The sequence below is a fragment of the Sphingobium sp. V4 genome (assembly GCF_029590555.1).
Lineage (GTDB): Bacteria > Pseudomonadota > Alphaproteobacteria > Sphingomonadales > Sphingomonadaceae > Sphingobium.
On the sequence record NZ_CP081001.1, the window covers coordinates 2,522,969 to 2,549,072 of the forward strand.

The following is a 26,104-nucleotide window of genomic DNA, read 5'->3' on the forward strand; positions in this document are numbered from 1 at the left end:
GCGGGCGGCCGATAGAGACGGGCATCAGCTCTCGTCGCCCATCCGCAGCGCGGCGATGAAGGCTTCCTGCGGAATCTGCACGCTGCCATATTCGCGCATCCGCTTCTTGCCTTCCTTCTGCTTCTCCAGCAGCTTCTTCTTGCGGGTGATGTCGCCGCCATAGCATTTCGCCGTGACATCCTTGCGCATCGCCGCGATCGTCTCGCGCGCGATCACCTTGCCGCCGATCGCCGCCTGGATCGGGATCTTGAACAGGTGGCGAGGGATCAGATCCTTCAACCGTTCGCACATGTGCCGCCCGCGCGCCTCGGCGGCGCTGCGGTGGACGATCATCGAAAGCGCATCGACCGGCTCATTGTTGACGAGGATGCTCATCTTGACGAGGTCGCCCTCGCGCGTGCCGATCTGGTGATAGTCGAAGCTGGCGTAGCCGCGACTGATCGACTTCAGCCGGTCATAGAAGTCGAACACGACTTCGTTGAGCGGCAGTTCATAGGTCACCTGCGCGCGGCCGCCGACATAGGTCAGGTTCTTCTGGATGCCGCGCCGGTCCTGGCAGAGCTTCAGGATGCTGCCCAGATATTCGTCGGGGCAGTAGATCACCGCCTCGATCCACGGCTCCTCGATCATCTCGATATGGTTGGGATCGGGCATGTCGGCCGGGTTGTGCAGATGGCGCACCGTCCCGTCCTTCATATGCATCTCATAGACCACCGAAGGCGCGGTGGTGATCAGGTCGAGATCATATTCGCGGGTCAGCCGCTCCTGGATGATCTCCAGATGAAGGAGGCCCAGAAATCCGCAACGGAAGCCGAAACCCAGTGCCGCCGATGTTTCCATCTCGAAGGAGAAGCTGGCGTCGTTCAGGCGCAGCTTCGAGATGGAGTCGCGCAGCTTCTCGAAATCATTGGCATCCACCGGGAACAGGCCGCAGAACACCACCGGCTGCACTTCCTTGAAGCCCGGCAGCGCCGCCTTGGCCGGATTCTTGACCGTGGTGATGGTGTCGCCGACGCGGGTCTGGCTGATATCCTTGATCTGGGCGGTGATGAAGCCGATCTCGCCGGGGCCAAGCTCGGGCAGATGCTCGATCTTGGGCCGCATACAGCCGACGCGGTCGATCAGATGCTCGGTGCCGCCGATCATGAACTTGATGTTCTGGCCCTTCCTGATGACGCCATTGACGACGCGCACCAGGATGACGACGCCCAGATAGGGGTCGTACCAGCTGTCGACCAGCATCGCCTCCAGCGGGGCGTCACGGTCGCCCTTGGGCGGCGGGATCTTCGCGACGATCGCCTCCAGCACCTCGTCGATGCCGATGCCCGATTTCGCGCTGGCCAGCACCGCTTCGGACGCGTCGAGGCCGATAACCTCCTCGATTTCCGCGCGCACCTTCTCCGGCTCGGCGGCCGGCAGGTCGATCTTGTTCAGGACGGGCACGATCTCATGGTCATGCTCGATCGACTGGTAGACGTTCGCCAGCGTCTGCGCTTCCACGCCCTGCGCCGCGTCCACGACCAGGAGCGCGCCCTCGCACGCGGCCAGGCTGCGCGACACTTCATAGGCGAAGTCGACATGGCCCGGCGTGTCCATCAGGTTCAGCTCATAGGTCTCGCCATTCTTCGCGACATAGTCGAGGCGCACGGTCTGCGCCTTGATGGTGATGCCGCGCTCCTTCTCGATGTCCATATTGTCGAGCACTTGCGCGCTCATCTCGCGGTCGGTCAGGCCACCGGTGCGCTGGATCAGCCGGTCGGCCAGCGTGGACTTGCCATGGTCGATATGCGCGATGATGGAAAAATTGCGGATATGGCTGAGATCGGTCATCGGCGCCCGATAGCAGCGATTACACGCCCTGTCAGCACGGCAGAAGCAGGTTCGCGCCGCAGTATGCAAGTCCTGTCCGCTGTGCTAGGATGTCGCTACCTTTTGCGGGGTCGCACCATAATCAGAAACGGCTGTACATATCCGCATCAAGGGGAAATTTTGGCAATGCTGAAGACCGTTTCCGCGCTACTCACGACGGCAGCCCTGGTCGCGACGCCGATCGCGGCGAATGCGCAGACAAATATGAGTTCATCCGGCCAGACCTACAAGGACGGCACCACCAAAGGCGCCTCCTCCGGTCGCCGCGCGCAGGAACGCGCAACGCGCGAAATCCCCCGCTGTACCCGGATGCTCGGCACCGTCGCGATCGTGGAGCCGGACAATCAGTGGTGGCGCGAACTGAACCTGGGCAGCCCGGAGGCGATCCTAAAGGTCTTCATCCAGCAGTCGGGCTGCTTCCGCATGGTCAATCGCGGACGGGCGATGGCGAGCCGCGCGATGGAACGCGCAATGGCCGATTCGGGTGAACTCCAGGCGGGGTCGAACCTGGGCAAGGGCCAGGTGAAAGCGGCTGATTATTATCTGGAGCCGGACATCGTCTCTTCGAACCGCAATTCGGGCGGCGGCGGCATCGGCGGCGCGCTCGGCGGCCTGATGGGCGGTTTCGGCGGCGCGATCCTGGGCGGCCTCAACATCAAGAAGAAAGAGGCCAACGTCACTCTCTCGATCGTAAACGCACGCACGACCGAGGAAGAGGCGCTGACCGAAGGCTATGCGCGCAAGACCGACATCGGCTTCGGCGGCGGCGCGGGCGGCGGCTGGTGGGGCGGTTTCGCCGCGGCCGGCGGCAGCGGCTACCAGAATACGGAGATCGGCCAGGTGATCGTGCTCGCCTATCTCGACGCCTATACCAAGCTGGTGACGCAACTCGGTGGGCTGCCCGCCAATGCGGCCGCGGCGGCGCCCGTCGCGCAATAAGACGACGATCGCAGAGTCATGAAGGCGCGGCTGGAAACGGCCGCGCCTCTTTCATGTCTGGCTGGGTGCGGCATCCGGCAAGGAAGCCCGCGCCGCGCTGCGCCGCTTCCACCAGGCCAGGATGGCCTCTCCGGCGGGACGTTCGACCAGGCGGTTGATCGCGGTCCCCAGCAGCAATGCGACGGCGAACGCCGCCGCAAAGCCGATCCAGGGACTGTAACCGGCCTTGGCGCATTCCAGCATGACGACGAAGCCGACATGCTGGTGGATTAGGTAGAAGGAATAGCTGATCCCGCCCAGCCAGACGAGCGGTCGCAAGCTGACGAAGCGGAGATAGCCATGGACGAGCGCCACGAAGGCGAGCAGCAGGATGCAGCCGACAATGGCGACATCCCAGCTCTCCATCGTCGCGATCGACAGCAACGCCAGCGCCGCATAGGGCGCCTGCTGCCGCAGCCTGCGCTGGCCGCGCCAGACCCGATAGGCCAGCATCCCGATGATGAAGAAGGGGGCATAGCGCAGCACCAGCAGCATGATGATGCGCTCGGGCATGTCGGGCCAAATCCAGAACAGCCAGCGCAGCATCAGCCAACCCGCCAGCAGCGGCTCCAGCCGCCGCATCCCGGTGAATTTCCAGATCGCGATCATGCAGAAATAGAAGGCGATTTCGACCGTCAGGGTCCAATAGGCGCCATCCACCTCCGGAAGGAAGGCGAAGCCCTGCAACATGGTGACATTGGCGAGGATCGCCACCGGCCCGATCAGCAGCTGAGTCGCCTGCGCCAGATATTCGATCGACAGCGTCAGCAGCATCGCCACGAGATAGGCGGGATAGAGTCGGGCAAAACGATTGACGACGAAATCAGCGACGGACCGGATTCGGTCCAGCGTGAAGAAGATGGCAAAGCCGGATATGGTGAAGAAGAGCAACACCCGGTAATTGCCGCCGGGAAAGCTGAACGGCACATGCGCGGCCTGCGGAAACAGCTCGTGGAAGCGGGTCGAATAGTGGAAGATCAGCACGCACAATGCGCCGATGCCCCGGAGCGCGTCCAATTCCGTCAAGCGGTTGCGGGAAGGCGGCGTTCCGACCATGCGCTCTCATAGCAACAGGACAGCAACGAATCCGTTACTATCGTGGTTAACAGCAACGTTCGATTCCGCGATTTTTTGCTGCTTCCTTTCCAAATTGAGACATTATGCCGCTGCGGACAGATCTTCGGCCGCTCAGCGTGGCGACTCGGCAGCCCGTTTCAGTCCCGCCAATTGTTCCGCCAGCACCTGATCCACCAAAGGCGCCATCTTCGCGGCGCCTCCCCGCAGATAGCCTCCGACGACATAGGTCATCGTGATCTTGACCCCCTGTCCAACCGGCTGGATGGCGAAGTCCAGTGCGCCGGTAACACCCTCGGTCTGGAGCGGCCCCAATCCCCCGACAAGCCGCAATTGCTTGCCAGGAACGGCATAGACGACGCGTGCATGTTCGATCGATCCCGCCGTCCCACTTTTCGCCGGGATGGTTTCGCAGAAACAGCCGCCCGCCTGTGGCACCAAGGTCATGTTGGCGGAATCGCCGCTATAAGTGTGCGCGTCATTCCACCACCGACCGGGCAACGCCAGCAAGGCGTAGACAGCCTCTGGCCCGGCCGCGATCTCGACGCTGGCTTGGGTCGCAAAACCATTCTCGCCCGCGCCCGTAACAGCAGAATGGGCCGGTGCGGCCATCGCCACGCCAGCCCATGCCAGTAACCTCGAAATGCCCATGGCTGCCTCCCCTCGTTCCCGGAGGGCAGTCTAGCTCAGGCGGCCTCGCCATCCAAGATGGCGGCAATGGCGGCGGTCACGTCGGCCATGTCGGCCATGCCGTCGACCCGCGACACGATACCGCGGCCCTCGTAGATCGGCAGGATAGGCGCGGTCTTGGCGCGATATTCGGCCATGCGGGTCCGCACCGTCTCCTCATTGTCGTCGGGGCGGCGCTTGAACTCGTGCCCATGGCACTTGTCGCACTCATTTTCGACCGCAGGGGTCTTGAACCGGTCGTGATAGCCTTCGCCGCAGGTCGCGCAGGTGAAACGGCCCGTGATGCGCTCGACCAGCGCATCCTCATTCACATCCAGTTCGATGACATGGTCGAGCGTGCGGTCGCGCGATCCCAATAGGGTGTCGAGCGCCTGGGCCTGCGCCTGCGTCCGCGGATATCCGTCGAAGATCACGCCGGTCTCGGGAGCCAGCGCATCGAGCGCCTCCCCGATGATGCCCGACACGATCTCGTCGGACACCAGCGCGCCCGCTTCCATCACGGCCTTCGCCTTGAGTCCGATCGGCGTCCCGGCCTTCACCGCAGCGCGCAGCATATCGCCGGTCGACAGCTGCACCATCCCGCGACTGTCCACCAGCCGCGTCGCCTGGGTACCCTTGCCGGCCCCCGGAGGACCAAGCAGAATGATATTCATTGCGCGCATTCTCCCCTGTTCGTGCGCTATTCAGAGTCTCGAAACGCCCCTCAGCGCAGTCGACCCTTCAGCTTCGCCTTCTTGATGAGGTCGCCATATTGGTGGGCGAGCAGATGGCTCTGGATCTGGGTCACGGTGTCGACCGTAACATTGACGACGATCAGCAGGCTAGTCCCTCCAAGGTAGAAGGGAATTCCCGCCCGTGCGATGGCGAATTCGGGCACCAGGCAAATGAACGCCAGGTAAGCCGCGCCGATGACGGTGATGCGCGTCAGCACATAATCCAGATAATGTTCGGTGTTCTTCCCCGGACGAATGCCCGGAATGAAGCCGCCGTTGCGCTTCAGATTGTCAGCCGTCTCTTCCGGGTTGAACACCACCGCAGTGTAGAAGAAGCAGAAGAACACAATGCCCAGGCCATAGAGCGCCATGTACACGGGGCTGCCGTGCGCCAGATACTGGTTCAGCGTCAGGACGAAATCGCCCAGCCTGCTCTCGCCCGCTACGGTCTGCCCCGCAAATTGCGAGATGGTGAGCGGCATCAGCAGCAACGAACTGGCGAAGATCGGCGGGATCACACCTGCGGTGTTGACCTTCAGCGGCAGATGGCTCCGATCGGCCTGCATCAGCCCCTGACGGGTCTGGCGCTTGGGATACTGGATCAGGACGCGGCGCTGGGCGCGTTCCATGAAGCAGATCAACAGGATCAGCCCGACCGCCATGACCATGATCAGGAAAATGAGCAGGCCGGAAATCGAGCCTTCGCTGCCCGACTTGAACAGATTGCTGAGCGTCACCGGCAGCTGGGCGACGATGCCGGCCATGATGATGAGCGAAACGCCGTTGCCGATGCCGCGCGAGGTGATCTGTTCACCCAGCCACATCAGGAACATCGTGCCGCCGATCAGCGAGACGACCGCCGTCAGCCGGAACAGCAGGCCGGGTTCGATCACGGCGGCGACGCCCGACTGGGCACCGAAGCTCTCTAGACCGACCGCAATGAAATAGCCCTGCACCGCGGTCAGGCCAACGGTGCCATAGCGGGTATATTGGTTCAGCTTCTTGCGGCCGCTCTCCCCTTCCTTCTTGATCGCAGCAAGCTGCGGCGAGAGGCTGGCCGCGAGCTGCACCACGATCGAGGCGGTGATATAGGGCATCACGCCAAGCGCGATCAGGCTCATGCGCGACAGCGAACCACCCGAGAAGGTGTTGAAGATATCGAGGATGCCGCCGTTGGTCTGGGCATAGAGCGTCGAAAGCGCCGTCGGATCAACACCGGGCAACGGCACGAAGCTCAGGAAGCGGAAGACGATCAGTGCGCCGAGCGTGAACCACAGGCGCTTCTTGAGGTCGGTCGCCTGGCTGAATTTCGCGAGGCTGAGATTAGATGCGAGCTGGTCGGCTCTCGATGCCATGGTGGCTGCCCTTCAAATCACTCTTGCCCGGGATGGAGGTCCGAGCCGGAATCGCATTCCCCTTAGCGGGGGCTTGGGGCGCTGTCGAACCGGGAATTGCCGCGGCTGCGACAAACAGCGTCCCCGATGCACATGACCCCGCCGACCCATATCGGGCAGCGGGGTCACGCTTGCAAGACTTGGCAGGCCGGATCAGGCCTTCGCTGCGGCCTTCTTGGCGGCAAGGGCGGTGCCCTTCTTGGCCTTGGCCTTTTCCGCCGCAGGAACCACCGCGATCACCTCGACCTTGCCACCGGCCTTCTCGACTGCGTCGATCGCGCTCTGCGACGCGCCGGCGACCAGGAAGCTCAGCTTCGTGGTCAGTTCGCCCTTGGCGAGGAGGCGCACGCCGTCCTTGCCACCACGCGCCAGGCCGGCCGCCTTCAACGCAGCATGATCGACGGTGGCGCTAGCGTCCAGCTTGCCGGCGTCGATCGCCTTCTGCACCGCGCCCAGGTTCACGATCGCGTAATCCTTGGCGAAGATATTGTTGAAGCCGCGCTTCGGCAGACGCATGTGGAGCGGCATCTGACCGCCCTCGAAGCCGTTGATGCTGACGCCCGAACGCGCCTTGGCGCCCTTCTGGCCGCGACCGGCGGTCTTGCCCTTGCCCGAGCCGATACCACGGCCGACGCGCATCCGGCCCTTGCGGCTACCGGCATTATCGTTGAGTTCGTTCAGTTTCATGTTTTGTGCACTCGCTTTCGCTATGTTCGCGCGAAGGCCCGATCCACCGGGATCGGGCCAAAGCCCCCACTAAAGCTGGAGCCTTGTGAGGCTGGGCGGCTTCCATCACGGAGTCGCCCAATTGCCAGAGATCCCAGCTTCCGCTGGGATGACGGTCTTTACTCGACCACCTGCACCATATGGGGCAGCTTCTTGATGGCACCGCGCACTTCCGCGGTATCTTCCAGCTCCACCACGCGGTGCATCTTGCCAAGGCCCAGGCTGATCAGAATCTTCTTCTGGTCGGCCGGGCGACGGATCGGCGAACCGATCTGCTTGATCTTGATTTTCGCCATGTCTGTTACTCCGCAATCGCTTCGGCGTCAGCCTGCGCGACGTCGGCCGAGGCACCACCGCGACGCAGAAGGTCGGCGACCTTCTTGCCACGACGCTGCGCCACCGACTTGGGGCTGGTCTGTTCGCCCAGCGCCGCGAAGGTCGCACGGATCATGTTATAGGGGTTCGACGTGCCGTTCGACTTGGTCACGACGTCAGCGACGCCGAGGCTTTCGAACACGGCGCGCATCGGACCACCGGCGATGATGCCCGTACCGGCCGGGGCCGAACGAACCGTCACCTTGCCGGCGCCGAAGTGGCCGAGGCCGTCGTGGTGCAGGGTGCGGCCTTCCTTCAGCGGAACGCGGACCATCGCCTTCTTGGCGGCGGCGGTCGCCTTGCTGATGGCTTCGGGCACTTCGCGCGCCTTGCCATGGCCGAAGCCCGCACGGCCCTTGCCGTCGCCGACGACGACCAGAGCGGCGAAACCGAAGCGCTTACCGCCCTTGACGGTCTTCGAGACGCGGTTGATGTGAACCAGCTTCTCGATCAGCTCTTCGCCCTGCTCCTCGTCCCGATTGCCGCGACGGTCGTCGCGACGGCCACGGCCGCCACGTTCGCCACGGTTGCGATCCCCGCCACGGCCACGGCCACGGCCACGACCTTCGGTCTGAGCCTCGACGCCCTCGACGGGTGCGACGACTTCGTTGGTGTTTTCGTCAGCCATGATCAGAACTCCAGCCCGCCTTCACGGGCGGCATCGGCCAGCGCCTTGACGCGGCCATGGAACAGGAAGCCACCGCGGTCGAACACGACCTTGGTGACACCGGCGGCGGTCGCCGCGGCGGCGACGCGCTTGCCGACATCGGCAGCGGCTTCGGAAGTTGCGCCGGTCTTGCCGCGCACATCCTTGTCCAGGGTCGATGCTGCCGCGACGGTCTTGCCGGCGACGTCATCAATGACCTGCGCGTAGATGTGACGACCCGAACGATGCACGCTGAGGCGGGGCTTGTGGCCCGCAACGGCCTTGAGGGCGGTGCGAACGCGGCGACGACGCCGCGCGAAGAGGGAAAGCTTTGCCATCTTACTTCTTCTTCCCTTCCTTGCGGAAGATGAACTCGCCGGCGTACTTGATACCCTTGCCCTTATAGGGTTCGGGCTTGCGCCAGCGGCGGATCTCGGCGGCAACCTGACCCACCTTCTGCTTGTCGATGCCGGTGATCTCGACCGTGGTGTTATCCGGGGTCTTGATCTCGATGCCTTCCGGCACAGCGAAGTCGACGTCGTGCGAATAGCCGAGCTTCAGGTTCAGAACCTTGCCCTTGGCGTCCGCACGATAGCCGACACCGGTGATGAGCAGCTTCTTCGTGTAGCCCTCCGTCACGCCGGTGATCAGATTGGCGATCAGGGTGCGCTGCATACCCCAGAAAGCGCGGGCGCGCTTGCTGTCGTTGGCAGGCTTCACCGCGATCGAACCATCTTCGATGCTGTAGGTGACTTCGTCGGCCAGCGGCAGCGACAGGGTGCCCTTCGGCCCCTTAACCGACAGCTCGCCATCGGCGATCGACGCGGTGACGCCCGCGGGGACGGCAACCGGCTTCTTACCAGTGCGGCTCATCAGAACACCTCCGCCAGCACTTCGCCGCCAACATTCTGCTCACGCGCTTCCGCGTCAGACAGAACACCCTTGGGCGTCGAGACAATGGTGATGCCGAGGCCATTGCGGATTACCGGCAGTTCCTTGGAACCCGAGTAAACGCGGCGACCAGGCTTGGACACGCGGGCGACATGCTTGATCGCCGGCTGGCCCTCGAAATATTTCAGCTCGATGCGCAGGCCGGGATGATTGCCGAGGACTTCCTCGGAATAACCACGGATATAGCCTTCGCGCTGCAGCACGTCGAGGACGCGGGCACGGAGCTTGCTGGCGGGGGACACGACGCTGTCCTTCTTCGCCTGCTGCCCGTTGCGGATGCGGGTGAGCATATCACCCAGGGGATCGGTCAATGCCATCTCAAATGATCCTTACCAGCTCGACTTGGTGACGCCGGGGATCAGGCCCTTGTTGGCCAGATCACGCAGCTGCACGCGGCAGAGACGGAATTTGCGGTAGTAAGCGCGGGGACGCCCCGTCAGCTCGCAGCGGTTCCGAACGCGGGTCGGATTGCCGTTGCGGGGGATCTCCGCCATCTTCAGACGCGCGATCAGACGATCGCTGTCATCGGCCGCGGTATCATTCGCGATCGCCTTGAGCTTCGCATAGCGGCCGGCATATTTCTTCACCAGCTTCTTGCGGCGCTCGTTCTTGTTGATCGAACTCAGTTTCGCCATGACTTAAGTTCTCTTCCTTAGCTTAAGCGTTTGGGAGAGAAGCGGGGCCTTTTCAGGCCGCCTGCTTCTCTTCGATCGGGAAGGGGAAGCCGAAGAGACGCAGCAGTTCGCGCGCTTCCTCGTCCGTCTTCGCCGTGGTGGTCACGATGATGTCCATGCCACGAACCTTGTCGATCTTGTCGTAGCTGATCTCCGGGAAAATCAGCTGCTCCTTGATGCCGAAGGCATAGTTGCCACGACCATCGAAGCTCTTGGGGTTCAGACCACGGAAGTCGCGCACGCGGGGCAGCGCGATGTTGATCAGACGGTCCAGGAATTCATACATGCGCTCGCGGCGCAGCGTGACCTTGGCACCGATCGGCATACCTTCACGCAGCTTGAACTGCGCGATGGACTTGCGAGCCTTGGTGATGACCGGCTTCTGACCGGCGATCTGCTCCATTTCCTCGGCGGCCTGGGTGACCTTCTTCTTGTCCTGGGTCGCTTCGCCCACGCCCATGTTGAGCACGATCTTCTCGATCTTGGGCACTTCCATGACGTTCTTGTAACCGAACTTCTCGGTCATCGCCTTGGCGATCTCGGCGTCATACTGCGCCTTCGAGCGCGGGATGTACTTGTCGCTCATTACAGCACCTCACCGGACTTGACGGCGACACGGACCTTCTTGCCGTCGCGGTCCTCGAAACGGACGCGGGTCGGCTTGCCATCCTTGTCGGCGACAGCGACGTTGGAAATGTGCAGCGGCGCCGGCTTGCGATCGATGCCACCCTGCGGGTTGGACTGATCGGGCTTGCGGTGACGCGCATGGACGTTGATGCCTTCGACGAGGACCTTGTCCTCCTTCGGCAGCACCTGCAGGACGGCGCCGGTGCGGCCCTTGTCCTTGCCGGCCAGGACGACGATCTTGTCGCCCTTCTTGATCTTTGCAGCGCTCATTACAGCACCTCGGGGGCGAGCGAGATGATCTTCATGTGCTTCTTGGCGCGCAGTTCGCGAACGACCGGGCCAAAGATACGGGTGCCGATCGGCTCCTCGTTCTTGTTGATGAGCACAGCGGCATTGCCGTCGAAGCGAATCACGCTGCCATCAGCGCGACGCACGTCCTTGGCGGTGCGCACGATGACGGCGCGATGCACGTCACCCTTCTTCACCTTGCCACGAGGCGCAGCTTCCTTGATCGAGACGACGATGATGTCGCCTACGCTCGCGAAGCGACGCTTCGAGCCGCCCAGCACCTTGATGCACTGGACGCGCTTGGCGCCGCTGTTGTCAGCGACGTCAAGATTGGATTGCATCTGGATCATGGATCCGGTTCCTTCTTATTTGGCCTACCGGGACAATTCCCGGCGGTTCCGAATTTCGTGCATAGAGACTCGAACCGAGCCTTTGACTCTACGCGAAGCGCGGGCCTGTACCCTTTCCCGAAGGAAAAGGCCAGCCCCGCGCCGCATTTTTAGGTCAAAGGCTCAATGAGCCTCCCTCAGGCCGCCGTTTCCGGCGACTTGTGGGTGTCCACGCGCTCGATGACCTTCCAGGTCTTGAGCTTGGAAATCGGAGCGGTCTCTTCGATGCGGACCGTTTCGCCTTCCTTGTAGACATTGCCCTCATCATGGGCATGGTACTTCTTCGACAGACGGATGATCTTGCCGTAGAGCGCATGCTTTACCTTGCGCTCCACCCGAACCACCACCGTCTTGTCGGTCTTGTCGGAAACCACCGTTCCCGTCAGCACGCGCTTGGGCATCGTGTGTTTCCTTTACTTCGCGGCCGAGCGGGTACGCTCGGACTGCAGGGTCTTGATCTGCGCGATCGACCGACGGACTTCACGCACGCGGCTGGGCTTTTCCAGCTGGTTGGTGGCCGCCTGGAAACGCAGGTTGAACTGCTCGCGCTTCAGGTTGTTGAGTTCGGTCGACAGTTCGTCGTCCGTCTTGGTCTTGAGGTCTGCGACGTTCGCCACGGCTTAACCCTCCAGGTGCGAGGTGTCGCCGAGGCGGGCGACGACCTTCGTCTTGATGGGCAGCTTCATCGCGGCGCGCGAGAAGGCCTCTGCTGCGAGCGGACCGGGCACGCCGTCCAGTTCGAACAGGATGCGGCCCGGCTTGACGCGAGCAGCCCAATATTCGACCGAACCCTTGCCCTTGCCCTGACGGACTTCGGCCGGCTTCTTCGACACCGGCACGTCGGGGAACACGCGAATCCACAACCGGCCCTGACGGCGGATATGGCGGGTGATCGCGCGGCGAGCCGCTTCGATCTGACGTGCGGTGACGCGCTCGGGTGCCAGAGCCTTGAGGCCGTAGGAGCCGAAATTCAGAGCCGAACCGCCCTTGGCGTCGCCCTTGATCCGGCCCTTGAAGGCCTTGCGGAACTTCATTTTCTTCGGTTGCAGCATGACGCTATTACCTTCTTATCTTCAGCGCGCCGGGCGCACGCCGGAGGTCTGAGCCTCCAGCATCAGCCGGTCGGTGGCCATCGGATCATGACCAAGGATTTCACCCTTGAAGATCCAGACCTTGATGCCGCACACGCCATAGGCGGTATGGGCTTCGGCTTCGGCATAGTCGACGTTCGCGCGCAGCGTGTGCAGCGGAACGCGGCCTTCGCGATACCATTCGACGCGCGCGATCTCCGCGCCGCCCAGACGGCCGCCGCAGGTGATCTTGATGCCTTCGGCGCCCAGACGGAGAGCCGACTGCACCGCGCGCTTCATCGCACGACGGAAAGCCACGCGGCGTTCCAGCTGGTCGGCAATGCCCTGCGCAACGAGCTTGGAGTCAATTTCCGGCTTGCGGATTTCGACGATGTTCAGGCTGACGTCCGAAGAGGTCAGGCCGCCCAGCTTCTTGCGCAGCTTTTCGATGTCCGCGCCCTTCTTGCCGATGATGACACCGGGACGGGCGGCGTAGATCGACACGCGGCACAGCTTGGCCGGACGCTCGATAACGACCTTGGAGATCGCGGCCTGCGGCAGGTTCTTCATGATATACTGGCGGATCTTCAGATCCTCCAGCAGCAGGCGACCGTAGTCGGCGCCTTCCGCGAACCAGCGGCTGTCCCAGGTGCGGTTGATCTGCAGACGCAGACCGATCGGATTGCTCTTGTGACCCATGTGCTTACGCCTCCGCCTCTTCTGCAGCTTCACGCACGACGATGCGCACGCGGCTGAAGGGCTTCAGAATCCGGGTCGACTTGCCGCGGCCGCGAGCGTGGAAGCGCTTCAGGGTGAAGCTCTTGCCCACCGATGCTTCCGCGACGACCAGTGCGTCGACGTCCAGATTGTGGTTGTTTTCCGCATTGGCGATGGCCGAAGCCAGCACCTTGCGCACGTCGACCGCCATCGCCTTCTTGGAGAAGGCGAGGATGTTCAGCGCGTCCTCGACCTTGCGGCCGCGGATGAGCGTGGCGACCAGGTTCAGCTTCTGGGCTGAACCACGGATCTGCGTGCCAACGGCCAGCGCCTCATTGTCGGCGACGCGACGGGGAGCCTTTTGCTTGCTCATTAGCGCTTGCCCTTCTTGTCGGCAGCGTGACCGGGGAAGTAGCGGGTCGGGGCGAATTCACCCAGCTTGTGACCAACCATTTCCTCGTTCACGAGGACCGGAACATGCTTGCGGCCATTATAGACGTTGAACGTCAGGCCAACGAACTGCGGCAGGATGGTGGAACGGCGCGACCAGGTCTTGATCGGACCGGTACGGCCACCGGCGTCCTGCGCCGTTTCCGCCTTCTTCAGAAGGCTGAGGTCCACGAACGGACCTTTCCAGACGGAACGAGCCATCTCGCTTACCTCTTCTTCTTCGCGTGGCGGCTACGGATGATGAACTTGTCCGTCGCCTTGTTGTGGCGGGTGCGCGCACCCTTGGTCGGCTTGCCCCAGGGCGTGACCGGATGACGGCCGCCCGAGGTCCGGCCTTCACCACCACCATGCGGGTGATCGACCGGGTTCTTCGCCACACCGCGCGTCAGCGGACGCTTACCCAGCCAGCGATTACGGCCGGCCTTGGCAAGGTTGGTGTTGGCGTTGTCCGGGTTCGACACGGCACCGACAGTGCCCATGCAGTCCGAACGGATGTAGCGCTGCTCGCCCGAGGACAGACGGACCATCACCATGCCACGATCGCGACCGACCAGCTGGGCATAGGTACCCGCCGAACGGCAGAGCTGACCGCCCTTGCCGGGCTTCATCTCGATATTGTGGATGATGGTGCCGACCGGCATCTGGCCGAGTTCCATCGCATTGCCCGGCTTCACGTCGGTCTTCTTGCCCGCGACGACCTTGTCGCCGGGAGCCAGACGCTGCGGCGCCAGGATATAGGCCTGGGTGCCGTCGGGATAGTTGACCAGCGCGATGAAGGCGGTGCGGTTGGGGTCATATTCCAGACGCTCGACCGTGCCCTCGACGTCCCACAGCCTACGCTTGAAGTCGATGATGCGGTAACGCTGCTTGTGACCGCCGGCGATGCCGCGCGAGGTCACATGACCCTTGTTGTTGCGGCCACCGGTCTTGCGCTTGCCTTCGGTCAGCGCCTTGACGGGCTTGCCCTTGTGCAGGCCGCTGCGGTCGACGAGGATCAGGCCACGCTGGGCCGGGCTCGTCGGGTTATAGTGCTTCAGTGCCATCTATCCCGCCTCAGATACCGGTGGTGACGTCGATGGGCTTACTGTCCGCAGTAAGCGTCACGATCGCCTTCTTCACGTCCGAACGCTTGTAGGGCTTGCCCTTCCAGCGCTTGACCTTCCCCTTCTGCACCAGCGTGTTGACCGACTTGACGGTCACGCCGAACAGCGCCTCGATGGCAGCCTTGATCTCCGGCTTCGACGCATCGTTGGCGACCTTGAAGACCACCGCGTTGTTCTCGGAGAGAAGGGTCGACTTCTCGGTGATGACCGGTGCGACAACGACGTCGAAGTGACGGTTGTCCACGGTCGCGGCTTCTTTCTTAGCCATTGAAACGGGCCTCCAGCTTTTCGACCGCGGCGCGGGTGAGCACCAGCGAGTCGGCCTTCAGGATGTCGTAGACGTTGGCGCCAACGGCCGGCAGCAGGTTCACGCCGACGATGTTGGCCGAAGCCTTCGCGAAGCTGACGTTGACCGCATCGCCATCGATGAACAGCGCCTTGGTCAGGTTCAGCTTGGCGAGATGCGCGACCAGAGCCTTGGTCTTGCCCTCTGCCACGTCGAGCGTGTCGAGAACGATCAGCGAACCGTCCTTCGCCTTCGACGACAGCGCCATCTTCAGGCCGAGCGCACGCACCTTCTTGTTGAGGTCGTGACCGAAGTCACGAGCGCGGGCGCCGTGCGCCTTACCACCGCCGATGAAGACGGGCGCCTTGCGATCGCCGTGACGAGCGGTACCGCCGCCCTTCTGGCGACCGAACTTCTTCCCGGTGCGGGCGACATCCGAACGCTCGCGGGTAGCGCGGGCCGGAGCGCGACGCTTCTCCAGCTGCCAGGTGACGACGCGGTGCAGGATGTCGGTGCGGGGCTCGATACCGAAAACGGCATCGTTCAGCTCCAGCTCGCCGGCAGCCTGCGCGTCGAGGGTCTGTACATTGACCTTCATGGTTTAGCCCTCCTGGCCTTCGGTCGCTTCGGGAGCGACTGCTTCTTCAGCAGGCGTCTCGGCCGGAGCATTGTTGCTGTTCGCGGCAGCCTTCAGGCTGGCGGGATACGGAACGTCGGCGGGGCGCTTGACCTTGACGGCATCGCACACGGTCAGCCAGGTGCCCTTGGCGCCCGGAACCGAACCCTTGACGAACAGCAGGCCGCGCTCGACGTCCGTGCGGACGATTTCGAGGTTCTGCTGGGTCCGCTCGCGGTCACCCATGTGACCCGCCATCTTCTTGTTCTTGAAGACGCGGCCCGGATCCTGGCGGTTACCCGTCGAACCATGGGCACGGTGGCTGATCGACACGCCGTGGGTAGCGCGCATACCGCCGAAGCCCCAGCGCTTCATGGCACCGGCAAAACCCTTACCCTGGGTATGACCAGCAACGTCGACCAGCTGGCCAGCGATGAAGTGATCGGCCGCGATCTCGGCGCCGACATCGAGGAGCGCGTCCTCGGCGACACGGAACTCGACCAGGCGCGCCTTCGGCTCCACTTCCGCCTTGGCGAAGTGGCCGCGCTGCGGCTTGGCGACATTCTTGACCTTCGCGACGCCCGCGCCGAGCTGAACCGCGACATAACCGTCACGATCAACTTCCTTGCGAGCCACGACCTGATTGCCCTCAAGGGCAAGAACCGTAACGGGAATATGACGTCCGTCCTCCTGGAACAGACGGGTCATCCCGACTTTCTTAGCGATCACGCCTGTGCGCATCACCGATTACTCCCATAGAGGCCCGCCTTAGCAGCGGGCGTATCCAACGAAAAAACCGCTCAGGATTTCTCCTTCGCGGCCCAACCCAAATATAGATCACCCCGTCCGGGTTGGATGCCACCCCCTGCTCGGGAACGGCGACGGGGGACCAGGACCACGCGCCTTTCCGGTTCACCGGAGGGCCGTGCGGTATCCCTTGTGTCGTTTGAGCTTCCGGATACCCGGAATGCCCGATACCCTGCCCTCCTTTCGGAAAGCAGGGACTTGTCGGCTTAGGCCAACTTGATCTCGACGTTCACGCCGGCAGCCAGGTCCAGCTTCATCAGCGCGTCGACCGTCTGCGGCGTCGGCTGCACAATGTCAAGCATACGCTTGTAGGTGCGGACCTCGAACTGCTCGCGCGACTTCTTGTCGATGTGCGGACCACGGTTGACCGTGAACTTTTCGATGCGCGTCGGAAGGGGAATCGGACCGCGGATAAGGGCGCCGGTGCGGCGGGCGGTGTCGGCGATGTCGCCGGTCGCCTGATCGAGCACGCGATGATCGAACGCCTTGAGGCGAATGCGGATGTTGCTGTCCATAGTTCCTGTACCGATGCGAAAGAGCCAAAAACCGGAGCATTTTCAAAACCAGCCGGAGCAGCCGATGATTTACAAAATGCGCCAACAAAAAATATCCGCCCCGTCCATTGCCTTTCTAGCTCATGCGAGCCGGAGAAAGACGATCCGGGGCGGCTAAAATCCTCAGCGGCGCGAATCGGACGATTCGCGCCGCTGCGGTCCTATATTACTTCGAGATCGTGCCGACAACCCCTGCGCCGACGGTACGACCGCCTTCACGGATGGCGAAGCGCAGACCCGAGTCCATCGCGATCGGAGCGATCAGCTTCACGCCGAGCTTCACGTTGTCGCCAGGCATAACCATCTCGGTGCCCTCGGGAAGGATCACTTCGCCGGTCACGTCGGTGGTGCGGAAGTAGAACTGCGGACGATAGTTCGCAAAGAACGGCGTGTGACGGCCGCCTTCTTCCTTCGACAGGACATACACTTCAGCGTCGAACTCGGTGTGCGGGGTGATGGTGCCCGGCTTCGCCAGAACCTGACCACGCTCGACTTCTTCACGCTTCGTACCGCGAACCAGCGCGCCGATGTTGTCGCCCGCACGACCTTCGTCGAGCAGCTTGCGGAACATTTCGACACCGGTGACGGTGGTCTTGGTGGTCGGCTTCAGACCGACGATCTCGACTTCTTCACCAACCTTGATGATGCCGGTTTCGACACGGCCGGTGACGACGGTGCCGCGACCCGAGATCGAGAACACGTCTTCGATCGGCATCAGGAACGCCTTGTCAACCGGACGCTCCGGCTGCGGGATGAAGCTGTCGACGGCAGCCATCAGCTTCAGAACGGCGTCGTGGCCGATTTCAGGGGTCTTGTCCTGAAGGGCAGCGGCAGCCGAACCGGGGATGACGGGGATGTTGTCGCCGTCGAAATCATACGAGCTGAGCAGCTCGCGGATTTCCAGCTCGACCAGCTCCAGAATTTCCGGATCGTCGACCAGGTCAACCTTGTTCATGAACACGACGAGCTGCGGCACGCCGACCTGGCGGGCGAGCAGGATGTGCTCGCGAGTCTGCGGCATCGGGCCGTCGGTCGCCGAAACGACGAGGATCGCGCCGTCCATCTGGGCGGCACCGGTGATCATGTTCTTGACGTAGTCAGCGTGACCCGGGCAATCGACGTGCGCGTAGTGACGGGCTTCGGTCTCATACTCGACGTGGGCGGTCGAGATGGTGATGCCGCGCTCGCGCTCTTCGGGAGCCTTGTCGATGTTGGCATAGTCGACGAAGGTCGCACCGCCGGTTTCGGCGAGGACCTTGGTGATGGCGGCGGTCAGCGAGGTCTTGCCATGGTCGACGTGACCGATCGTGCCGATATTGCAGTGCGGCTTGTTCCGCTCAAACTTAGCCTTAGCCATTTTTTCCTACCTTCTAATCAAATCCGATGTGGTTTGACCGCTCGGCCGCGCCTTGCGAAGGCGCGTCCATAGCAGCAAATTTCGATATTACCAGCCCCTAACCGACCCGCTCGCACGGGCCGGCCAGAGAAAGTCGTCAGGCCATCTTCGCCTTGACTTCGTCCGCCACATTCTGCGGCACTTCGTCATAGTGCGAGAAGATCATCGAGTAGTTCGCACGCCCCTGGGTGAACGAACGCAGCGAGTTCACATAGCCGAACATATTGGCCAGCGGGACCATCGCCTCGACGACCTGCGCGTTGCCGCGGCTGTCCGTGCCCTGAATCTGACCACGACGGCTGTTCATGTCGCCGATGACGTCGCCCAGATATTCTTCCGGGGTGACGACCTCAACCTTCATGACCGGCTCGAGCAGCGTGATGCCGGCCTTCTGGGCCGCTTCACGCATCGCCGCGCGACCGGTGATTTCGAAAGCCAGCGCCGACGAGTCGACGTCGTGATAGGCGCCGTCATAGAGGTTGATTTCGAAATCGATGATCGGGAAGCCGATCAGCGAGCCGGTGGCCGCCGTTTCGCGCATACCCTTTTCGATCGCAGGGATATATTCCTTGGGAATATTACCGCCCTTGATCTCATCCTTGAAGATGATGCCCGCGCCGCGTTCACCCGGCGTCAGCTTCACCTTGATGCGGCCGAACTGGCCGGTGCCGCCCGACTGCTTCTTGTGGGTATAGTCGACGTCGACGGCCTTCTTGAGATATTCGCGATAGGCCACCTGCGGCGCACCGACATTCGCCTCGACCTTGAACTCGCGCTTCATGCGGTCGACCAGGATTTCGAGGTGAAGTTCACCCATGCCCTTGATGATGGTCTGACCCGATTCGTGGTCGGTCGAGACACGGAAGGAGGGATCCTCGGCAGCCAGACGGTTGAGGGCAACACCCATCTTTTCCTGGTCGGCCTTGGTCTTGGGTTCGACCGACAGTTCGATGACCGGCTCGGGGAATTCCATCCGCTCCAGGATGATCGGCTGGCGCTCGGCGCACAGCGTATCACCGGTGGTGGTTTCCTTCATGCCGGCCAGCGCGACGATGTCGCCGGCATAGGCCGCATCGATGTCCTCACGCGAGTTCGCGTGCATGAGGAGCATACGACCGATCTTTTCCTTCTTGTCCTTCACCGAGTTCAGATAGGTGCCCTTGGTCAGGGTGCCCGAATAAACGCGCAGGAAGGTCAGCGAGCCGACGAACGGGTCGTTCATGATCTTGAACGCCAGACCCGAGAAAGGCGCGTCGTCCGCAGTCGCACGGCTGTCGGGTTCTTCGGTGTCGGGGTTGATACCCTGCACGTCGGGAATGTCGAGCGGCGAAGGCAGATAGTCGACGACCGCGTCGAGCAGGGGCTGAACACCCTTGTTCTTGAACGCCGAGCCGCACAGCACCGGCACGAACGCCTGGCCGAGCGTACCCTTGCGGATCAGCTTCTTCAGCGTCGCGACGTCGGGCAGGTTGCCTTCCAGATAGGCTTCCATCGCCTCGTCGTCCTGTTCGACGGCGAGTTCGATCAGCTTTTCGCGATATTCGGCAGCCTTGTCAGCCAGGTCGGCCGGAATTTCCTCATAGAAGAATTCGGCACCCAGGCTTTCATCCTTCCAGATGATGGCGCGGTTTTCGACCAGATCGACCAGGCCCTTGAAGTCCGATTCGGCACCGATCGGCAGATAGAGGACGGCCGGAACGGCGCCCAGGCGATCGATGATCGTCTGCACGCAATAATAGAAGTCGGCGCCGGTGCGGTCGAGCTTGTTGATGAAGCACATCCGCGGAACCTTGTACTTGTCCGCCTGACGCCACACGGTTTCAGACTGCGGCTCAACGCCGGCAACGCCGTCGAACGCGGCGACCGCGCCGTCGAGCACGCGCAGCGAACGCTCGACTTCGATCGTGAAGTCGACGTGGCCGGGGGTGTCGATGATGTTGAGGCGGTGATCGTTCCAGATGCAGGTGGTCGCAGCCGACGTGATGGTGATACCACGCTCCTGCTCCTGCTCCATCCAGTCCATGGTCGCGGCGCCGTCATGGACTTCGCCGATCTTGTAGGACTTGCCGGTGTAGTAAAGGATACGCTCGGTCGTGGTGGTCTTGCCGGCGTCGATATGCGCCATGATACCGAAATTGCGATAGCGTTCGAGCGGATGGCTGCGGGCCATGATGCTTCTCCGTTGCCGGTGCGCCGGCGGTTGGGGATTCGTTAATTCTGCGCGTGGCCCCTAAACCAATCCGTCCGCCATGGGTAGCCACCCATGACGAACGGACCGATTTTGGAACCCATATGACGAAGCGGGCACTTGCGGCGCCCGCTCGCCTTTACCAGCGGTAGTGCGAGAAGGCGCGGTTCGCTTCCGCCATGCGGTGCGTGTCTTCGCGCTTCTTCACGGCATTGCCGCGGTTATTGGCAGCGTCCAGCAGCTCACCCGAGAGGCGCGCGGCCATCGTGGTTTCGCTGCGGTTGCGCGCGGCGGTGATCAGCCAGCGGATGGCCAGCGCCTGGGCGCGCTCGGGGCGCACTTCGACGGGGACCTGATAGGTGGCACCACCGACGCGGCGGCTCCGAACCTCGATGCCGGGCTTCACATTGTTCAGCGCATCGTGGAACATGCCGATCGGATCCTTCTTGGCGCGGGTCTCGACGGTTTCGAGAGCGCCATAGACGATCGATTCAGCAACGGCCTTCTTGCCGTCCTGCATGATGCTGTTCATGAACTTCGACAGCACGATATCGCCGAACTTGGGATCCGGCAGGATGACGCGCTTTTCGGGGCGACGACGACGTGACATATTTCTGGTCTCCCCTTCTTACTTCGGACGCTTCGCGCCGTACTTCGAACGGCTCTGCTTACGATCCTTGACGCCCTGGGTATCCAGAACGCCGCGCAGCACATGGTAGCGCACACCGGGAAGGTCGCGCACGCGGCCGCCGCGGATCAGCACAACGCTGTGCTCCTGAAGGTTGTGGCCTTCACCCGGAATGTAGGTGATGACTTCGCGCTGGTTGACCAGACGCACCTTCGCCACCTTACGGAGAGCCGAGTTCGGCTTCTTCGGGGTCGTGGTATAGACACGGGTGCAAACGCCGCGCTTCTGCGGGTTGGCATCCATCGCAGGGACCTTCGACTTGGTCTTCTGCAGCTCACGGCCCTTGCGGACCAGCTGGTTGATTGTTGGCATGAAGCCCTTCACCTTTTTCAGTTACTTTACCTGGGCATCCCCGCGTTCCGCACCGCCTGGAGGAAGATTCCCGCAAACAGCAAAGGCCCCGGTAGGCATACGCCCCCTGGAGCCGCAAGAGCACCCGGCAATGTTCAGCTCTAGTGTCGCCCAATCTTATGTCGCGAGGAGACGAGTCTTCGCACGGCAGGCCTCTGGGCGAGCGGCGCTATAGCGATGCCTGGACCAAGGGTCAAGAAGACTAGGGGCGAACGCCGCAGATGGACCGACCAATGTCGCCAATTCAAAGGGTTAGGGAATTGGTAACTGTAACAGGTTAATCCTTCCGCCAGCGGAACATCAGGTGAGACGTGAACCTTTTATCTTCCCTTACCGGCGAATTCCGCGACCCTGCAAGGGAATCGGCCTTTCAGGCCGAACGGCTGCCGGAATATAGCCGCCATGCCCGACTGCTGTTCCAGTTATCCGCGCTGCTCAACTGCCTCTTCCTGCTGAGCGACTGGCGATTTGCGGGGACGCCGCATTTCTGGATAGCCGTGCCCGCCCGCATTTGCGTCATCCTCTGGTCGCTTTTCTGCCTTTCGCTGTGCCGCAGGATGACGAGCTTCGGCGCGGTCGAACGGATTTGCTTTGCCTGGCAGGTGGTGACGGCCGTCGGCGTCGCCTTCCTGGTCAGTTCGCGCAGCGACATCGCCGTCTTCGTCCTGGTGATGCTGCCGCTGGTCTTCTACCTCGTCGTGCCGACCAGTTTTCGGGGCAATGTCGGCGGTGGCCTGGGTTGCGGGGTGCTGCTGCTGATCGGCTATCTTGCGCCGGCGCCCTTGTCCCCGACCATGCCCGGCATGATGATGGCGGTGCTGATGCTCCATTGCGGCATGTGGATCGCCATCGCTCGCAACAATCGGTTGCAGCGGCAGGAGTGGATGGCCGGCCGACTGGCGCGCGCCGCGCAGGATGCGCTCGCCGACAGCCGAGACACGCTGGAACGCATGTTCATGGCCGTGCCCCTGCCACTGCTCGTCACGCGCCGCGACGGCAGCGTGGTGCGAATGAACCGGGCCGCGGCCGACAGTTATATGTCGGGGCAGGACGTCTCCTTGGACAATGTCAACCGGACCTATGTCGACCTGCCGACGCGCGACGAACTGCTCGACCGACTCCAACGCGGCGAGACGATCGACAGTTTCGAATGCCGCCTTCGCCGCGGTGACGGGGCGATCCGCAACGCGCTACTGTCGTCGCGCCCGATCGTCATCGACGGCGAGTCCTGTTTCGTGACCAGCGTTGTCGACATCACCGAGCGGAAGGAAGCCGAGCGGCATCTGGAGCAGCTGGCCATGTCGGACGCGCTGACCGGTCTTGCCAACCGCGCCCATTTCATGGCGGCGGTGACCCAGGCAACGACCGCATTGGGCGAAAGAATGCCCCTCTCGGCGGTGCTGCTCATCGACCTGGACGAGTTCAAGCGCGTCAATGACACGGCTGGCCATGATGCCGGCGACGCCCTGCTCTGCGCGGTCGCGGGGCGACTGCGCCACGCATTGCGACCCGGCGACCTTGTCGCGCGCATGGGAGGCGACGAGTTTGCCGTGCTGTTGACCCGCCTGCCCGGCGCCGACGCGCTCCAGCCGATCCTTACGCGCATCAGCGAGCATCTCCATGCCCCGCTCAGCTATCGCGGCAGGCCGATCGAGAGCCGGGTCAGCATCGGTGTCGCATTATTCCCCGATCATGGCGACGACGGCGCCGCTCTCATCAAACATGCCGACATAGCGCTCTACCATGCCAAGAACAGCGGCCGGGGGCGCGCGACTCTGTTCGGCCCGGAATTGCTCGACAGCTGGGAACGGGAAGCCGCGATGCTGGACCGTGCGCGCCACATCTTGGCCAACGAACGTCCGGTTCCCTGGTACCAGCCCAAGGTCGCGCTCGACACCGGCGCACTACAGGGCTTCGAGGCGTTATTTCGCTGCCCCACCGGCATGGGAGACATCATCATGCCCGGCGATATTTCCGTCGCATTCGAGCATCCCGAACTCGGGCCTGCGATCACCGCGCAGATGGTCGACGGTATCGTCACCGACTGCCGGCGCTGGCGCGACGCGGGCCTGTCCTTCGGCCATATCGCGTTCAACGTATCGGGCGCGGACCTGAACGACGACGCCTTTGCCGACCGCCTGCTGGAGCGTCTGGAGCAGGCTGGCCTGCCGCCATCCATGATCGAACTTGAAGTGACGGAATCGGTGTTTCTGGGCCGGAATGCCGACCGGGTAGGCCGCATCCTGCAACGATTGAGCGAGACGGGCGTCGCCATCGCCCTGGACGATTTCGGCACCGGATACGCCTCCCTGTCGCATCTCAAGCAATTTCCGATCGACGTCATCAAGATCGACCAGCGCTTCGTGCGCGACCTGGAAACCGATCCGGACGATGCCGCTATCGTCCGAACGGTACTCAATCTGGCATATAGCCTCGGCATCCGCACAGTCGCGGAGGGAGTCGAAAACCAACAGCAGCTAGATTATCTGCGGGCCGGCGGCTGTCACTTCGGACAGGGCTTCCATTTCGGCGCCGCCATGCCGGCGGTCGATGTCGAAGCCTGGCTACGCGCTGACGCTAGCGCGCGCAGCCTGACATGATGCAGAAAAAAATGAAAAATATCGCTGACATCGCGGAACTAAATTCCGTTTACGTCATTTCATCGCGCTGACCTTTCGATTCGTCACGAGTCCGGGGAACCGGATTCGCGCGACAGGCAATGCTTTGCTACCGGCTCGACTCACAAGATAGAGTCGCGGGGTCGCATTGTCGCAACAAAAGAAGAAGGGGCTCGCCGGCCTCCGGGACCGGCTTGATGCCCTCTGCCCTGAGCGGGAGATTTTCCTGCGATCCGGCGGCCAGGTCAAATTCATCAGGATTTCGCGCCGCGCGCAGATCGGTGCCGCTTGCCTGGCAACCGCAGCGTTGCTCGGATGGGGTGGCGTGACCCTGTCGATGCTGGCGGACAATGCTGCAATTGCGCAGCAGCGCGCCGCGCTGGCGCAACAGGGCCGCTCGGTCGCCACCGCCGCCAGCAAGGTCGAAGGTTATCGCGAGTCAGTAGAGGAACTGGCCCAGGATCTCGAAGCGCGCCAGGACTTCATGGACGATCTTTACAAGACCCATTTCGGCGCCGAGGAAGCCAAGGCAGCCGGAGCGGATCTGGTCGGCCCGGAAAAGAGCAGCGAGAAGGACGGCATCGCGGGAAAGATCAGCATGGCGCCCGAGGCCGCGCCGCTTGTCCAACTGGATGAGCGCCAGCGCCGTTTCGCCATGCTGCTGACCCGCGCGGTCGAGCGCCGCGCCGACAAAGCCGCCGCCGCCATCCGCAGTTTCGGCCTCAACCCCGACAAACTCGCCCGCAGCGCCGCGCGCGCCCAGGGCGGCCCATTCGTTCCCTGGAAAGGTGACAAGGGCGCAATGACCGGCGAACTGGAGCATCTGGCCGATGCCATGGCGCGGATGGAGTTTCTGGAGCGCAGCCTGCTGACGATCCCGTCGGGCAAGCCCACTACGACGCCGATGCTGTCCAGCTCCTATGGCTATCGGCGCGACCCGTTCAACGGCCATGCCGCCTTCCATGCCGGACTCGACTTCCCCGGCCGGAGCGGTCAACCGATCAACGCCGCGGCCGACGGCAAGATCAGCTTCGTCGGTCAACGCCAGGGCTATGGCAATGTGGTCGAGGTCGAGCATGGCAATGGCATCATGACCCGCTATGCCCATCTGTCCGGGTTCGCCGGCCGCGTGGGGCAGAAGGTCGTGCGCGGGGACATGATCGCGCGCATGGGCTCGACGGGCCGCTCGACCGGCCCCCATCTTCATTTCGAGGTCCGGCTGAACGGCCAGGCCGTTAATCCCCGCCCTTTCCTCGAGGCCCGCAAGGATGTTCTCCAAGTCCAGAAAATCGCCACGGCCCGTTTCGCCGATGTCGGCAACCGGGGCTAAGCATACCCCCTTCTCGCTGATCGGCAGCGACGTCACGATCACAGGGAACCTGTCTGCCAGCGTCGACCTGCATGTCGACGGCGCGGTAGAGGGCGACATATGCTGCGCGTCCCTGGTGCAGGGACCGGACAGCCGCATCACCGGCCATGTCACCGCGCACAGCGCCCGCCTCGCCGGCCTGGTCGACGGATCGATCACCGCGCAGGACCTGGTGGTCGAAAGCAGCGCCCGGATCACCGGCGATGTCAGCTACGTCTCCATCTCGATCGAGGCCGGCAGCCGGATCGAAGGCCGCTTCAGCCACCAGGCCAAGGACGCGCCGACGGCCGAACTCAAGCTGATCGCCAACGACAGCGCCGGTTGAGCGGCTCGTCCCCTAACCATATTTGTCACTGGAAGCGCCCATTCCGCAGCGCTACCGCTCGCGCCCTCAACTCGATCGGAGGAGGCGCGCGATGGAACATCCCGACTTCTGGCCGGATATTCGCCGTTTCCTGCTGGGTTTCGCTGGCGGCGGAATGATCATCGGCATCTAC

34 protein-coding genes are annotated in these 26,104 nt (G+C 62.9%); 4 read left to right on the top strand and 30 right to left on the bottom strand.

Annotation, left to right across the window (positions count from 1 at the left end; translation table 11 throughout):
• Positions 1 to 24: 24 nt before the first annotated feature.
• A complete protein-coding gene (gene lepA / locus K3M67_RS12550) occupies positions 25 to 1,830 on the bottom strand; it encodes a translation elongation factor 4 (RefSeq protein ID WP_066859613.1) in 1,806 nt (601 codons plus the stop codon).
• Positions 1,831 to 1,995: 165 nt separating this feature from the next.
• On the opposite strand from lepA, the gene K3M67_RS12555 reads away from it, so the two are divergent.
• Positions 1,996 to 2,808 carry a CsgG/HfaB family protein gene (locus K3M67_RS12555; RefSeq protein ID WP_285831621.1) on the top strand — a complete coding sequence of 271 codons (813 nt, stop codon included), beginning with the start codon at positions 1,996 to 1,998 and terminating at the stop codon, positions 2,806 to 2,808.
• Positions 2,809 to 2,859: 51 nt separating this feature from the next.
• Here the strand turns inward: K3M67_RS12555 and K3M67_RS12560 are convergent, their stop codons facing one another.
• The 29 genes from K3M67_RS12560 to rpsL all read right to left on the bottom strand — a co-directional run bounded on the left by K3M67_RS12560 (position 2,860) and on the right by rpsL (position 21,581).
• Positions 2,860 to 3,903 (bottom strand): acyltransferase family protein, encoded by a 1,044-nt coding sequence (locus K3M67_RS12560; RefSeq protein ID WP_285831622.1) that lies wholly within the window; start codon positions 3,901 to 3,903, stop codon positions 2,860 to 2,862.
• A gap of 132 nt (positions 3,904 to 4,035) precedes the next feature.
• Complete coding sequence (locus K3M67_RS12565) at positions 4,036 to 4,572, bottom strand: SRPBCC family protein (protein WP_285831623.1); 537 nt, start codon at positions 4,570 to 4,572, stop codon at positions 4,036 to 4,038.
• 35 nt (positions 4,573 to 4,607) lie between these two features.
• A complete protein-coding gene (locus K3M67_RS12570; protein ID WP_285831624.1) occupies positions 4,608 to 5,264 on the bottom strand; it encodes an adenylate kinase in 657 nt (218 codons plus the stop codon).
• Between the two features lie 50 nt (positions 5,265 to 5,314).
• Positions 5,315 to 6,679, bottom strand: a complete 1,365-nt coding sequence (gene secY, locus K3M67_RS12575; protein WP_066859620.1) for a preprotein translocase subunit SecY — start codon at positions 6,677 to 6,679, stop codon at positions 5,315 to 5,317.
• 192 nt (positions 6,680 to 6,871) lie between these two features.
• Entirely contained in the window at positions 6,872 to 7,405 is a 534-nt protein-coding gene (gene rplO, locus K3M67_RS12580; RefSeq protein WP_066859622.1) for a 50S ribosomal protein L15, read from the bottom strand.
• Between the two features lie 158 nt (positions 7,406 to 7,563).
• Complete coding sequence (gene rpmD / locus K3M67_RS12585) at positions 7,564 to 7,740, bottom strand: 50S ribosomal protein L30 (protein ID WP_066859625.1); 177 nt, start codon at positions 7,738 to 7,740, stop codon at positions 7,564 to 7,566.
• 5 nt (positions 7,741 to 7,745) lie between these two features.
• Complete coding sequence (gene rpsE, locus K3M67_RS12590; protein WP_084439096.1) at positions 7,746 to 8,447, bottom strand: 30S ribosomal protein S5; 702 nt, start codon at positions 8,445 to 8,447, stop codon at positions 7,746 to 7,748.
• A 2-nt stretch (positions 8,448 to 8,449) separates the two neighbouring features.
• Positions 8,450 to 8,803 (bottom strand): 50S ribosomal protein L18, encoded by a 354-nt coding sequence (rplR, locus tag K3M67_RS12595; protein ID WP_066859630.1) that lies wholly within the window; start codon positions 8,801 to 8,803, stop codon positions 8,450 to 8,452.
• A 1-nt stretch (position 8,804) separates the two neighbouring features.
• Entirely contained in the window at positions 8,805 to 9,338 is a 534-nt protein-coding gene (gene rplF / locus K3M67_RS12600; protein WP_066859631.1) for a 50S ribosomal protein L6, read from the bottom strand.
• On the bottom strand, positions 9,338 to 9,733 hold the full coding sequence (gene rpsH / locus K3M67_RS12605; protein WP_066859632.1) for a 30S ribosomal protein S8: 396 nt from the start codon (positions 9,731 to 9,733) through the stop codon (positions 9,338 to 9,340). Before rpsH ends, rplF begins: the two co-directional genes overlap by 1 nt.
• 12 nt (positions 9,734 to 9,745) lie before the next feature.
• Complete coding sequence (rpsN, locus tag K3M67_RS12610) at positions 9,746 to 10,051, bottom strand: 30S ribosomal protein S14 (RefSeq protein WP_007707881.1); 306 nt, start codon at positions 10,049 to 10,051, stop codon at positions 9,746 to 9,748.
• 52 nt (positions 10,052 to 10,103) lie between these two features.
• Positions 10,104 to 10,676 (bottom strand): 50S ribosomal protein L5, encoded by a 573-nt coding sequence (rplE, locus tag K3M67_RS12615; RefSeq protein ID WP_066859633.1) that lies wholly within the window; start codon positions 10,674 to 10,676, stop codon positions 10,104 to 10,106.
• Complete coding sequence (gene rplX, locus K3M67_RS12620; protein WP_066859634.1) at positions 10,676 to 10,987, bottom strand: 50S ribosomal protein L24; 312 nt, start codon at positions 10,985 to 10,987, stop codon at positions 10,676 to 10,678. Before rplX ends, rplE begins: the two co-directional genes overlap by 1 nt.
• Entirely contained in the window at positions 10,987 to 11,355 is a 369-nt protein-coding gene (rplN, locus tag K3M67_RS12625) for a 50S ribosomal protein L14 (RefSeq protein WP_007686569.1), read from the bottom strand. Before rplN ends, rplX begins: the two co-directional genes overlap by 1 nt.
• Positions 11,356 to 11,531: 176 nt before the next feature.
• Entirely contained in the window at positions 11,532 to 11,795 is a 264-nt protein-coding gene (gene rpsQ, locus K3M67_RS12630; RefSeq protein ID WP_009820639.1) for a 30S ribosomal protein S17, read from the bottom strand.
• Positions 11,796 to 11,807: 12 nt separating this feature from the next.
• Positions 11,808 to 12,011 (bottom strand): 50S ribosomal protein L29, encoded by a 204-nt coding sequence (gene rpmC / locus K3M67_RS12635; protein WP_066859635.1) that lies wholly within the window; start codon positions 12,009 to 12,011, stop codon positions 11,808 to 11,810.
• Between the two features lie 3 nt (positions 12,012 to 12,014).
• On the bottom strand, positions 12,015 to 12,446 hold the full coding sequence (gene rplP / locus K3M67_RS12640) for a 50S ribosomal protein L16 (protein WP_285831625.1): 432 nt from the start codon (positions 12,444 to 12,446) through the stop codon (positions 12,015 to 12,017).
• A gap of 21 nt (positions 12,447 to 12,467) precedes the next feature.
• Positions 12,468 to 13,163, bottom strand: coding sequence for a 30S ribosomal protein S3 (gene rpsC / locus K3M67_RS12645; RefSeq protein ID WP_007686574.1), 696 nt, complete (start codon positions 13,161 to 13,163; stop codon positions 12,468 to 12,470).
• Positions 13,164 to 13,167: 4 nt separating this feature from the next.
• The gene (gene rplV / locus K3M67_RS12650; RefSeq protein WP_066859636.1) at positions 13,168 to 13,554 is read right to left on the bottom strand and encodes a 50S ribosomal protein L22; all 387 of its coding nucleotides are present in this window, start codon (positions 13,552 to 13,554) and stop codon (positions 13,168 to 13,170) included.
• On the bottom strand, positions 13,554 to 13,832 hold the full coding sequence (gene rpsS, locus K3M67_RS12655) for a 30S ribosomal protein S19 (RefSeq protein WP_066859638.1): 279 nt from the start codon (positions 13,830 to 13,832) through the stop codon (positions 13,554 to 13,556). Before rpsS ends, rplV begins: the two co-directional genes overlap by 1 nt.
• A 5-nt stretch (positions 13,833 to 13,837) precedes the next feature.
• Complete coding sequence (gene rplB, locus K3M67_RS12660) at positions 13,838 to 14,674, bottom strand: 50S ribosomal protein L2 (protein WP_066859655.1); 837 nt, start codon at positions 14,672 to 14,674, stop codon at positions 13,838 to 13,840.
• Between the two features lie 10 nt (positions 14,675 to 14,684).
• Complete coding sequence (locus tag K3M67_RS12665) at positions 14,685 to 15,002, bottom strand: 50S ribosomal protein L23 (protein ID WP_066859658.1); 318 nt, start codon at positions 15,000 to 15,002, stop codon at positions 14,685 to 14,687.
• The gene (rplD, locus tag K3M67_RS12670) at positions 14,995 to 15,618 is read right to left on the bottom strand and encodes a 50S ribosomal protein L4 (protein WP_066859661.1); all 624 of its coding nucleotides are present in this window, start codon (positions 15,616 to 15,618) and stop codon (positions 14,995 to 14,997) included. The genes K3M67_RS12665 and rplD overlap by 8 nt, the downstream gene beginning before the upstream one ends.
• 3 nt (positions 15,619 to 15,621) lie before the next feature.
• Positions 15,622 to 16,377, bottom strand: coding sequence for a 50S ribosomal protein L3 (gene rplC / locus K3M67_RS12675; RefSeq protein WP_066859663.1), 756 nt, complete (start codon positions 16,375 to 16,377; stop codon positions 15,622 to 15,624).
• Between the two features lie 272 nt (positions 16,378 to 16,649).
• Positions 16,650 to 16,958 (bottom strand): 30S ribosomal protein S10, encoded by a 309-nt coding sequence (gene rpsJ / locus K3M67_RS12680; protein WP_007686587.1) that lies wholly within the window; start codon positions 16,956 to 16,958, stop codon positions 16,650 to 16,652.
• 205 nt (positions 16,959 to 17,163) lie between these two features.
• On the bottom strand, positions 17,164 to 18,354 hold the full coding sequence (tuf, locus tag K3M67_RS12685; protein WP_066859665.1) for an elongation factor Tu: 1,191 nt from the start codon (positions 18,352 to 18,354) through the stop codon (positions 17,164 to 17,166).
• 136 nt (positions 18,355 to 18,490) lie between these two features.
• Positions 18,491 to 20,563 carry an elongation factor G gene (fusA, locus tag K3M67_RS12690; protein WP_066859667.1) on the bottom strand — a complete coding sequence of 691 codons (2,073 nt, stop codon included), beginning with the start codon at positions 20,561 to 20,563 and terminating at the stop codon, positions 18,491 to 18,493.
• Positions 20,564 to 20,720: 157 nt separating this feature from the next.
• Entirely contained in the window at positions 20,721 to 21,191 is a 471-nt protein-coding gene (gene rpsG / locus K3M67_RS12695) for a 30S ribosomal protein S7 (protein ID WP_021227559.1), read from the bottom strand.
• Between the two features lie 18 nt (positions 21,192 to 21,209).
• Positions 21,210 to 21,581 (bottom strand): 30S ribosomal protein S12, encoded by a 372-nt coding sequence (gene rpsL / locus K3M67_RS12700; protein WP_004208728.1) that lies wholly within the window; start codon positions 21,579 to 21,581, stop codon positions 21,210 to 21,212.
• 350 nt (positions 21,582 to 21,931) lie between these two features.
• Here rpsL and K3M67_RS12705 point away from each other — a divergent pair, with 350 nt between their 5' ends.
• The 3 genes from K3M67_RS12705 to K3M67_RS12715 all read left to right on the top strand — a co-directional run bounded on the left by K3M67_RS12705 (position 21,932) and on the right by K3M67_RS12715 (position 25,932).
• Positions 21,932 to 24,220, top strand: a complete 2,289-nt coding sequence (locus K3M67_RS12705) for a putative bifunctional diguanylate cyclase/phosphodiesterase (protein WP_285831626.1) — start codon at positions 21,932 to 21,934, stop codon at positions 24,218 to 24,220.
• A 166-nt stretch (positions 24,221 to 24,386) separates the two neighbouring features.
• Positions 24,387 to 25,568 carry a M23 family metallopeptidase gene (locus K3M67_RS12710; protein ID WP_285831627.1) on the top strand — a complete coding sequence of 394 codons (1,182 nt, stop codon included), beginning with the start codon at positions 24,387 to 24,389 and terminating at the stop codon, positions 25,566 to 25,568.
• The gene (locus K3M67_RS12715; protein WP_285831628.1) at positions 25,549 to 25,932 is read left to right on the top strand and encodes a bactofilin family protein; all 384 of its coding nucleotides are present in this window, start codon (positions 25,549 to 25,551) and stop codon (positions 25,930 to 25,932) included. Before K3M67_RS12710 ends, K3M67_RS12715 begins: the two co-directional genes overlap by 20 nt.
• The last annotated feature ends 172 nt before the right edge of the window (positions 25,933 to 26,104 follow it).

What these genes read in the sequence shown, in the direction of transcription:
- lepA (WP_066859613.1), bottom strand. Translation starts at nt 1,830, where the DNA reads ATGACCGATCTCAGCCATATCCGCAATTTTTCCATCATCGCGCATATC.
- K3M67_RS12555 (WP_285831621.1), top strand. Translation starts at nt 1,996, where the DNA reads ATGCTGAAGACCGTTTCCGCGCTACTCACGACGGCAGCCCTGGTCGCG.
- K3M67_RS12560 (WP_285831622.1), bottom strand. Translation starts at nt 3,903, where the DNA reads ATGGTCGGAACGCCGCCTTCCCGCAACCGCTTGACGGAATTGGACGCG.
- K3M67_RS12565 (WP_285831623.1), bottom strand. Translation starts at nt 4,572, where the DNA reads ATGGGCATTTCGAGGTTACTGGCATGGGCTGGCGTGGCGATGGCCGCA.
- K3M67_RS12570 (WP_285831624.1), bottom strand. Translation starts at nt 5,264, where the DNA reads ATGAATATCATTCTGCTTGGTCCTCCGGGGGCCGGCAAGGGTACCCAG.
- secY (WP_066859620.1), bottom strand. Translation starts at nt 6,679, where the DNA reads ATGGCATCGAGAGCCGACCAGCTCGCATCTAATCTCAGCCTCGCGAAA.
- rplO (WP_066859622.1), bottom strand. Translation starts at nt 7,405, where the DNA reads ATGAAACTGAACGAACTCAACGATAATGCCGGTAGCCGCAAGGGCCGG.
- rpmD (WP_066859625.1), bottom strand. Translation starts at nt 7,740, where the DNA reads ATGGCGAAAATCAAGATCAAGCAGATCGGTTCGCCGATCCGTCGCCCG.
- rpsE (WP_084439096.1), bottom strand. Translation starts at nt 8,447, where the DNA reads ATGGCTGACGAAAACACCAACGAAGTCGTCGCACCCGTCGAGGGCGTC.
- rplR (WP_066859630.1), bottom strand. Translation starts at nt 8,803, where the DNA reads ATGGCAAAGCTTTCCCTCTTCGCGCGGCGTCGTCGCCGCGTTCGCACC.
- rplF (WP_066859631.1), bottom strand. Translation starts at nt 9,338, where the DNA reads ATGAGCCGCACTGGTAAGAAGCCGGTTGCCGTCCCCGCGGGCGTCACC.
- rpsH (WP_066859632.1), bottom strand. Translation starts at nt 9,733, where the DNA reads ATGGCATTGACCGATCCCCTGGGTGATATGCTCACCCGCATCCGCAAC.
- rpsN (WP_007707881.1), bottom strand. Translation starts at nt 10,051, where the DNA reads ATGGCGAAACTGAGTTCGATCAACAAGAACGAGCGCCGCAAGAAGCTG.
- rplE (WP_066859633.1), bottom strand. Translation starts at nt 10,676, where the DNA reads ATGAGCGACAAGTACATCCCGCGCTCGAAGGCGCAGTATGACGCCGAG.
- rplX (WP_066859634.1), bottom strand. Translation starts at nt 10,987, where the DNA reads ATGAGCGCTGCAAAGATCAAGAAGGGCGACAAGATCGTCGTCCTGGCC.
- rplN (WP_007686569.1), bottom strand. Translation starts at nt 11,355, where the DNA reads ATGATCCAGATGCAATCCAATCTTGACGTCGCTGACAACAGCGGCGCC.
- rpsQ (WP_009820639.1), bottom strand. Translation starts at nt 11,795, where the DNA reads ATGCCCAAGCGCGTGCTGACGGGAACGGTGGTTTCCGACAAGACCGAC.
- rplP (WP_285831625.1), bottom strand. Translation starts at nt 12,446, where the DNA reads ATGCTGCAACCGAAGAAAATGAAGTTCCGCAAGGCCTTCAAGGGCCGG.
- rpsC (WP_007686574.1), bottom strand. Translation starts at nt 13,163, where the DNA reads ATGGGTCACAAGAGCAATCCGATCGGTCTGCGTCTGCAGATCAACCGC.
- rplV (WP_066859636.1), bottom strand. Translation starts at nt 13,554, where the DNA reads ATGAGCAAGCAAAAGGCTCCCCGTCGCGTCGCCGACAATGAGGCGCTG.
- rpsS (WP_066859638.1), bottom strand. Translation starts at nt 13,832, where the DNA reads ATGGCTCGTTCCGTCTGGAAAGGTCCGTTCGTGGACCTCAGCCTTCTG.
- rplB (WP_066859655.1), bottom strand. Translation starts at nt 14,674, where the DNA reads ATGGCACTGAAGCACTATAACCCGACGAGCCCGGCCCAGCGTGGCCTG.
- K3M67_RS12665 (WP_066859658.1), bottom strand. Translation starts at nt 15,002, where the DNA reads ATGGCTAAGAAAGAAGCCGCGACCGTGGACAACCGTCACTTCGACGTC.
- rplD (WP_066859661.1), bottom strand. Translation starts at nt 15,618, where the DNA reads ATGAAGGTCAATGTACAGACCCTCGACGCGCAGGCTGCCGGCGAGCTG.
- rplC (WP_066859663.1), bottom strand. Translation starts at nt 16,377, where the DNA reads ATGCGCACAGGCGTGATCGCTAAGAAAGTCGGGATGACCCGTCTGTTC.
- rpsJ (WP_007686587.1), bottom strand. Translation starts at nt 16,958, where the DNA reads ATGGACAGCAACATCCGCATTCGCCTCAAGGCGTTCGATCATCGCGTG.
- tuf (WP_066859665.1), bottom strand. Translation starts at nt 18,354, where the DNA reads ATGGCTAAGGCTAAGTTTGAGCGGAACAAGCCGCACTGCAATATCGGC.
- fusA (WP_066859667.1), bottom strand. Translation starts at nt 20,563, where the DNA reads ATGGCCCGCAGCCATCCGCTCGAACGCTATCGCAATTTCGGTATCATG.
- rpsG (WP_021227559.1), bottom strand. Translation starts at nt 21,191, where the DNA reads ATGTCACGTCGTCGTCGCCCCGAAAAGCGCGTCATCCTGCCGGATCCC.
- rpsL (WP_004208728.1), bottom strand. Translation starts at nt 21,581, where the DNA reads ATGCCAACAATCAACCAGCTGGTCCGCAAGGGCCGTGAGCTGCAGAAG.
- K3M67_RS12715 (WP_285831628.1), top strand. Translation starts at nt 25,549, where the DNA reads ATGTCGGCAACCGGGGCTAAGCATACCCCCTTCTCGCTGATCGGCAGC.